This is a genomic window from Candidatus Schekmanbacteria bacterium (assembly GCA_003695725.1).
In the GTDB taxonomy this organism is placed as follows: Bacteria; Schekmanbacteria; GWA2-38-11; order GWA2-38-11; family J061; genus J061.
The window spans coordinates 1-7788 of the sequence record RFHX01000185.1 but is presented as its reverse complement, the minus strand read 5'-3'; the positions used below and the strand labels follow the sequence as shown (position 1 = coordinate 7788).

The window sequence follows — 7788 nt, the reverse complement described above, 5'->3', positions numbered from 1 at the left end:
TTCAACGATATCCACATCACCTTCGCTTTTTTTCAAAGCAGATACTTCCTTCTTTAATTTTGAAATCAAGTTCTCAAGTTCTTTTTTATCAACCATTGTCTCTCCTTATTTTTAGATACAAATTTTTAAATAGTATACAAAAAAAAATTGTGAATACAACGGTTTTTAGAGGACTGTTGAATCAAGTTTCTCAATTATATTTGATATTTGAGTGAGTTGGCGTTAAATTTGAATAAAAAAATCAAGATAATCTAAAAAAAATGATAGATGAGAAAATATCACCAGAAGAGGAAAAATTTGAAAAGATAAGAAGTGTTATTGGTTTTATTGTAGGACCGATTCTTTTCTCTATTATTATCTTATTCAACTATTTTCAGGGAAATTCCATACAAGGGCGCTTGGCCGCAGTTGTAATTTTAGTTATTATTTTTTGGATAACAGAAGCTATTCCCATTCCTGTAGCTGCCCTTCTCGGCCCATCTCTTTGTGTAATATTGGGTGTTGATACGATGAAAGAGGTTTTTGCGCCTTTTTCTCATCCTATCATATTCCTTATGATGGGCACTTTCATTATTGCCAAGGCGATGTCTTCCAATGGGGTAGACAAGGTAATTGCATCAGTTGTCATAAGAAATAGATTGATGTCTAAATCGAAGATACGCCTGCTTTTAGCCTTCGGACTGGTTGTCTGGTTCCTTTCAATGTGGTTGAGCAATACTGCTACAACGGCTATGATGGTGCCAATCGCTATAAGCATAGTTTCTTCGATGGAAGAGGATGAGAAGGGGAAAAAGCGGTTTTCCACTTCTCTGATGCTTATGATTGCATTTAGCGCTTCCATTGGGGGAATAAGCACCCCTATTGGGACGCCGCCGAATCTGATAGCGCTGGGAATGATTGAGAAATATCTAAATATAAGAATTTATTTTTTCCAATGGATGTTTTTTGCATTGCCTTTGTCAACTTTGATATTCATTTCACTTTTTTTTGTAATGAAAAGAGGAATTTCCTCAAAGGAAATGGAATTGAATAATGTGAAAAAAATCATCGGTGAGGATTTGGATAAAAAGAAAATCACTTTGTCCAAAGCTCAAAAGAATGTGCTCATTTCTTTTCTGCTGACAGTTTTTTTATGGATATGTCCGGGAATAATGATAATGGCACTCGGAAAAAATCACCCTTTTGCACAATTTCTTGTTTCAGTGATGCCTGAAGCCGTCGCCGCACTTATTGGCACAGCCCTGCTTTTTTTTCTTCCTGTTAATTGGAAGGAGAGGAAATTTACTTTGGATTGGAAGGAAGCTGCAAAAATAGATTGGGGGACTATTCTGCTTTTTGGCGGTGGATTATCTTTAGGAAGTATGATGTTTAAAACAGGTCTTGCCGCATCCTTCGGAAATTATCTAATCGAGGCAACAAATGTAAAGACTCTTTTCGGTGTAACAATCCTTTTTTGTATTGTTGCTGTGATGCTTACGGAAACTACATCGAATACCGCATCAGCCAATATGATTATTCCTATTGCAATAGCAGTTTCTCAAAATTTGAGTATCAATCCCGTAATACCTGCACTTGCTTCCTGCTTTGCAACAAGTTTGGCTTTTATGCTTCCTGTGTCAACTCCTCCAAATGCAATTGTATACGGCACAGGTTATGTGCCTATAAGAAAAATGATTGTTCGGGGAATTATCGTTGACATAATAGGTATTGCAATTATCTGTACTATGGCACTATCTTTCTTTCAAAGGGTTTTATGAGAGTTTTTTGATGATGAGTTTGAGCTCTTTTACAAATAAGCGGTTTTCTTTTTCTGTACCAACAGTAACCCTTAAACAATCTTGAAGCAAGCCGGGATTATTGAGATTTCTAATTGAAATACCTCTCTTCTTCAATTCATTATGAATGGCATCTGAGTTGTCTTTTGCCTTGAAAAGAATGAAGTTTGCCTCAGAAGGAAACACTTTAAGACTCTTAATTTTTTTCAATTCTTCATAAAGAAATTTTCTTCCATTGATTATTTTTTTGATCAATTTGTTTACTGTTTTTCTTTTCTGCAGAAAGATTTCGCCGCACCCTTGAGAAAAGGAATTTACATTGAAGGGAAGCCGCACCTTCTCAACGATTTCTGCAATATCTCTGTTGGCGATTAAATACCCCAAACGAAGACTGCTCAATCCTATTTTTGAAAATGTCTTAGAGATGATTAGGTTTTTGTATTTTGGTACAAGGTTGAGAAATGATTTTCCTGAAAAATCTCCATATGCTTCGTCAATAACGGTTATACCATCATAGTTGTCAAGGATATTGATTATTTTTTTCTTTGAGAAACAGTTTCCTGTAGGATTATTTGGATAACTGAAAAAAATTAGTGATACTTTTTGTTTTTTTGCTGTTTCGATTATCCTTTCATCATCGATATCGAACTTTTCATTCAATGGTATTTCAATTTTCTTCTGTCCAAGAGATTGGGATATAATTCCGTACATGGAAAAGGTAGGCACGGGATAAAGCACTTTGTAACCACGCTGTGAAAATGCGCAGATTAGGTATAAAATTAATTCATCAGAGCCGTTGCCAAGGACAATATTTTCAACATCAACATTATGGAATTTTGAAAGAAGGGTTTTGAGCCTTTTCCCTTCAGGGTCTGGATAGCGGTTGAATGCAATTGAATCGATATTTTTTTCTATTGCATTTTTTATGTTTGCAGGCAAGGGGTAGGGGCTTTCATTAGCATCTAAAACAACTGGATAATCACGCTGCTGTGCTTTGTAAGGTTTCAATGATAATATTTCGTTTCTTGCTATCTTTCTGCTCATATTCGATATTTGACAAAATTTTTTAGTGCTTTAAATGGACTCTATACACTAAAATTGCTATTATTGACAGAAATTTAATAACAATCTTTTATAAATTTGTTCTCCAACAATACTATGAATAACAGCCAAATTAAGATTGCATTTATTTTCTTACTTCTAAGTTTCCATATTTTGTCCTGCATTAGGGAGAGTGGCCAAAAAAGAATTATTGAAGCAACAGGGACAATCGAATCAACAGAAGTAGAGGTGCGCTCTAAAACATTTGGCACTATTGAAAAGATAATGTTCAAAGAGGGGAAATTTGTCGAGAAAGGTGACCTCCTTTGCCTTTTGGATACAGAAGAGAATGAAATCAACCTGAAGAAAATGGAGGCCAAATACAGAGAGCTTTTGAGCAAATATGAACTTTTAAAAAGCGGATATAGAGAATATGATGTAAAAAGACAACAGGCAGTTGTAAGAGAGATAGAAGAAAAACTTGAAGATGCAGAAAGAAATTTCAGAAGAATCGATGGCTTATATAAAAAAGGTTTTGCATCTCGACAGGAATATGACAGCGCAGAAACAGAGGTAAGCGTATTGAAGAAACAATTGGAAGAAGCAAAGTCCCAATATGCACTATTGAGAGAAGGATATAGGCGCGAAGATATAGAATCAGCATTAGCCGCTGTAAAGGAAGCAGAGGCAGAAATTGAGCTTATCAAAAAGAAAATAAGAGATGCATCTATTAGAGCCCCAATAAGCGGTATCATTACGGAAAAATTGGCTGAAAAGGGAGAATTTCTCAGAGAAGGTATGCCCGTTGCCTTGATTACCGATTTAGATGATACTTGGCTTACTATCTATATATCTGAAACAGATATAGGTGCTGTCAAGCAGGGACAAAATGTGCGAGTTAAGATTGATACATTTCCAGAAAGAGAATTTAAAGGGAAAGTTTCATTCATTTCACCGCAGACAGAATTTACGCCAAAAAATATCCAGACAAAAAGCGACCGCATCAAGCTTGTTTATGAAGTGAGAGTGATGCTTGAAAACAAAGAAAGAATATTTAAGCCGGGAATGATTGCAGATGCCTATATAGATGTCAATCAATAAGCAGGTGTCAGAATGTCCGTCATTGAAACAATAAAACTAAGAAAAGTTTATGAGAAGAATATTGTTGCTGTAGATTCCCTTACAATAAATATTCCACAGGGAGAGATTTTTGGGCTTTTAGGTCCAAACGGCGCAGGCAAAAGTACAACGATAAAAATGCTTTGCGGAATTGTAAATCCAACTTCAGGGGAAGGAAGAGTTTTAGGTTTTGATTTAATTAAGCAAAGAGAGAAGATTAAGAAGAATATCGGATATATGTCTCAACGATTCGGGCTTTATGATGATTTGACCGTCTATGAGAATGTCAATTTCTATGCGAATATCTATATGTCATCAAAGAAAGATGCAGAAAAAAACACCAATAATGTGATTGAGCATTTTGGATTTGAAAAATATAAAAATACACTTGCCGCAAATCTTTCGGGCGGATGGAAACAGCGCCTTGCCCTTGCCTGCGCTGTGGTACATAAACCGAAACTTCTTTTTTTAGATGAGCCTACAGCAGGAGTCGACCCTGTTTCGAGGCGTATAATTTGGGATTATCTCTATGATATAAATAGCACAGGCACTACTCTTTTTGTTACTACCCATTATATGGAAGAAGCAGAAAGATGTTCAAGGATTGGATTTATAAGTAATGGCATATTGCTTGCTTGTGACAATCCATCAGAATTAAAAAAGACTTCCCTCCCTTATAAAATCTTTTCATTGAAATCTGACTCGCTGACGAAGATGTTTTCTCTAATCAAGGATTTTCCGGAAATCAAGGATGCTAACATTTACGGTGATTCTATCCATATAATTTTGGAAGATTCTGAAAGCAGGGTAGATGGGTTAATTAGCAAATTGAAAGAGCATAATATCAGATTAACAAATATTGAAGAAATTTCGCCTTCAATTGAAGATATTTTTGTTCATCTAACGAAAAGATGAGAAGCAAATATGGAATTATTGTTTTTTGAATCTTTACCAAAGTTTTCAAGGCAGAGAAATTATTACTTGATTCAATGAAGAAGATATTACCTGTTGCCCGCAAAGAGTTTATTCATATTATTCGCGATTTTAGAACTCTCTTTATTGCTATTGTAAATCCTGCCTTTATTCTAATCCTTTTTGTTTTTGCCCTTAAATTTGATGTTTCCAATGTAAATTATGCGGTATTCGATTTTGACAATTCTCAGCTTTCTCGCCGCCTCATAAGACACTTTGAAAAATCAGGATACTTTAATGCCCATATTGAAGCAAGAAATCTCAAGGAAGCAGAGAAGATGCTTAAACGGGGCGATATAAATATGATACTTGTCATAAGGAAAAATTTTGAAAGAGAAATACATCGAGGCAATGCGGCAGATGTTGCATTGATAATCGATGGCGCTGACAATAATACAGCAAATCAGGTAAGAGGATATGCAAATAAAATAATAGCTGTTTTTTCGTCAAAGTATCTTGCTAAGTATATTCAAAATAATTTTCCATTTAGAATTTCAACGATAAACCCTATCAGTGATGAAACGCGCATATACTACAATCAATCATTAGATAGCAGATATTTTTTTATCCCGGGGCTGATTGCAATCATCTTACTTGTAGGTACAGCTATGCTTACATCTGTTACATTGGTTAAAGAAAGAGAGGTTGGCACTATTGAAGGTTTGATGGCTTCTCCTCTTACTCGAAACGAAATAGTGCTCGGGAAAACGCTTCCATTTTGCGCAATAGCAATGATTAATCTTTTTACTGTGATGGCTGTGTCTTTCCTTCTTTTTAGAATGCCTTTTAGAGGGAATTTTTTAGAATTCTTATTTATATGTGCTTTATTTATCCTTTTAGCCTTGTCCATAGGAATAATGATTTCTGCCTTTGCCAAGTCCCAACAGACAGCTTGGCTTTTGAGTTTGCTTGGGACAATGCTTCCGTCTTTTTTGCTTTCAGGGTTTGTTTTCCCAATTGAATTGATGCCTCGATGGCTGCAATTCATAACCCTTTTTGTGCCAGCTAGGTATTTTATACCGATTATGAGAGGACTTTTCTTGAAGGGCGTGCATTTGTCGTACTTTTATGGGGAAATAGCTATTTTAATTCTTATGATGATAATTTGTTTTACAATAAGCACATTGAGATTCAGAAAGGTTGTTGATTAATAATGTGGAATAGGATTTTTACGGTCATAAAGAAAGAATTGAAGCAAATAAGACGAAGCCCTGAACTGATTAGAATCCTCCTTATTGCTCCAATAATGCAGTTAATCGTCTTTGGATATGCCGCCACTCTTGATATTTGCAAAGTCAAGACTGTTGTCACAGACAGGGACAATACCAAATTGTCTCGTCAATATAGGAGAAAACTTTTTTCTAACATTTATTTCATAAGGGCTGCAGATTTTGAGAAAAAAGATGATAAAGATATCTATCTTGATAAAGGGTTAGCGAAAGTATCGGTAGAAATTCCAAAGAATTTTGCTTTTGACATTCACAGAAACAGAACGGCTTCAATACAGATGTTGATAGATGGTGTGGATTCAAATTATGCTCGTATTGTTGAAAGCTATGCATCGGAGATAACTCGAAATTTTTCATCCTTGATTCTAAAATCAAAAATAAGAAAATCAGAGCTTTTATCAGAAAATATTCTCTACTCTCATTTGAAGGATACGAAGGGACAGTTGATAGATGTGAAGGAAGAAGTTTTATTCAACCCAGAGCTTGAAAGCAAAAACTTTATGATACCTGCCATTCTTGTTATGATTCTTTTAGTGACTACGATGCTTCTTTCTTCAGTCGCAGTGGTTAAAGAAAAAGAACTTCAAACATTTGAACAAATTGTGGCGACTCCATTGAGTGCTTTTGAGCTTCTTGCAGGCAAGCTTCTTCCTTTCGTATTAATAGGAATCTTTGAGGCATCTCTCATTTTGACGGTTTCTCTCTTTTGGTTCAATGTGCCTTTACGAGGCAGTATTTTCCTTCTTTACCTTCTGACATTTCTCTTCCTTTTTACTACTCTCGGCTTTGGCACGCTTATTTCGGTATTTTCAAATTCTCAGCATCAGGCGATGATGACTTCATTTTTAATAATGATGCCTTCCGTTATATTGTCAGGAATGATTTTCCCAATAAGTAATATGCCTAAATGGATACAGTTGATAACCTATATAATTCCTGCCCGTTATTTCGTTGAGATAGCCCGCGGCATTATGCTGAAAGGCGCAAACGCAAGCGATTTGTCATTTCAGATTGAAGCACTTGCCATTCTTGGACTTTTTATATTTACAACAGCTGTTTTTCTTTTTGGGCGGGAGGTGAAATAGTTTGATAAATCATTTACAGCAGGGGGATTTCTGAGATGCATTCATAAAGCGCACCTTGAGGAAGTAGAGTGCTTTTCATAAGGTCAATCTTCTTTACATTTATTTCTCCAAAGGGGGTATTAACATTTTTGGATATATATTCTTCTAATTTTGTGTTTCTTTCAGGATATTTTATCCTTGCAAGCGTTAAATGGGGCTTAAATTCCCGTCTTTCTTTTTCAAAGCCCACTTCAAACATCGCTTCTTCAATTTTAAAGTAAAGTTGTTGAAGAATGTGAGAATTTTTTTCTCTCAAGCCAGCCCAAATAACTCGTGGTTTCTGTAGATTTGGAAAAGCACCAAGCCCTTTAGCTTCAAGTTGAAATTGTGTCATATCACAAACAGCGTTTTCAATATTTTGTATAATATTGGGTAATAGAGAAGTTTTTGAATTTCCTAAAAATTTGATTGTAAGATGGATACTTTCAGCTTTTACAAGTTTTACTTTTTTGCTGAGGTGGGAAATCTCCATCAGTGAAGATACAAGATTTTCACGTACTTCATTACCAATGTCGATTGCGATAAACA

7 protein-coding genes are annotated in these 7788 nt (G+C 35.4%); 5 read left to right on the top strand and 2 right to left on the bottom strand.

The genetic code is table 11. The features are described from left to right. The first annotated feature begins 260 nt into the window (after positions 1-260). Positions 261-1757 carry an SLC13/DASS family transporter gene (locus D6734_07400; protein RMF94574.1) on the top strand — a complete coding sequence of 499 codons (1497 nt, stop codon included), beginning with the start codon at positions 261-263 and terminating at the stop codon, positions 1755-1757. On the opposite strand, the gene hisC is transcribed toward D6734_07400, so the two are convergent. Next, complete coding sequence (hisC, locus tag D6734_07395) at positions 1752-2819, bottom strand: histidinol-phosphate transaminase (GenBank protein ID RMF94573.1); 1068 nt, start codon at positions 2817-2819, stop codon at positions 1752-1754. The two genes, D6734_07400 and hisC, sit on opposite strands and share 6 nt — an antisense overlap. A gap of 114 nt (positions 2820-2933) precedes the next feature. Between hisC and D6734_07390 the strand changes: the two genes are divergently transcribed. From D6734_07390 to D6734_07375, 4 genes are all read left to right on the top strand, one after another. Continuing rightward, the gene (locus tag D6734_07390) at positions 2934-3917 is read left to right on the top strand and encodes an HlyD family efflux transporter periplasmic adaptor subunit (GenBank protein RMF94572.1); all 984 of its coding nucleotides are present in this window, start codon (positions 2934-2936) and stop codon (positions 3915-3917) included. A 12-nt stretch (positions 3918-3929) separates the two neighbouring features. Further along, complete coding sequence (locus D6734_07385; GenBank protein ID RMF94571.1) at positions 3930-4850, top strand: ABC transporter ATP-binding protein; 921 nt, start codon at positions 3930-3932, stop codon at positions 4848-4850. Positions 4851-4924: 74 nt separating this feature from the next. Further along, positions 4925-6058 carry an ABC transporter permease gene (locus D6734_07380; GenBank protein RMF94570.1) on the top strand — a complete coding sequence of 378 codons (1134 nt, stop codon included), beginning with the start codon at positions 4925-4927 and terminating at the stop codon, positions 6056-6058. A 2-nt stretch (positions 6059-6060) separates the two neighbouring features. After that, the gene (locus D6734_07375; protein ID RMF94569.1) at positions 6061-7221 is read left to right on the top strand and encodes an ABC transporter permease; all 1161 of its coding nucleotides are present in this window, start codon (positions 6061-6063) and stop codon (positions 7219-7221) included. A gap of 13 nt (positions 7222-7234) precedes the next feature. On the opposite strand, the gene thpR is transcribed toward D6734_07375, so the two are convergent. Then, the coding region (thpR, locus tag D6734_07370; GenBank protein RMF94568.1) for an RNA 2',3'-cyclic phosphodiesterase at positions 7235-7788 on the bottom strand (554 nt) is incomplete at its 5' end.

Excerpts from the sequence above, each read along its gene's own strand:
- D6734_07380 (RMF94570.1), top strand. The coding sequence starts at position 4,925 with ATGAAGAAGATATTACCTGTTGCCCGCAAAGAGTTTATTCATATTATT.
- D6734_07400 (RMF94574.1), top strand. The coding sequence starts at position 261 with ATGATAGATGAGAAAATATCACCAGAAGAGGAAAAATTTGAAAAGATA.
- hisC (RMF94573.1), bottom strand. The coding sequence starts at position 2,819 with ATGAGCAGAAAGATAGCAAGAAACGAAATATTATCATTGAAACCTTAC.
- D6734_07390 (RMF94572.1), top strand. The coding sequence starts at position 2,934 with ATGAATAACAGCCAAATTAAGATTGCATTTATTTTCTTACTTCTAAGT.
- D6734_07385 (RMF94571.1), top strand. The coding sequence starts at position 3,930 with ATGTCCGTCATTGAAACAATAAAACTAAGAAAAGTTTATGAGAAGAAT.
- D6734_07375 (RMF94569.1), top strand. The coding sequence starts at position 6,061 with ATGTGGAATAGGATTTTTACGGTCATAAAGAAAGAATTGAAGCAAATA.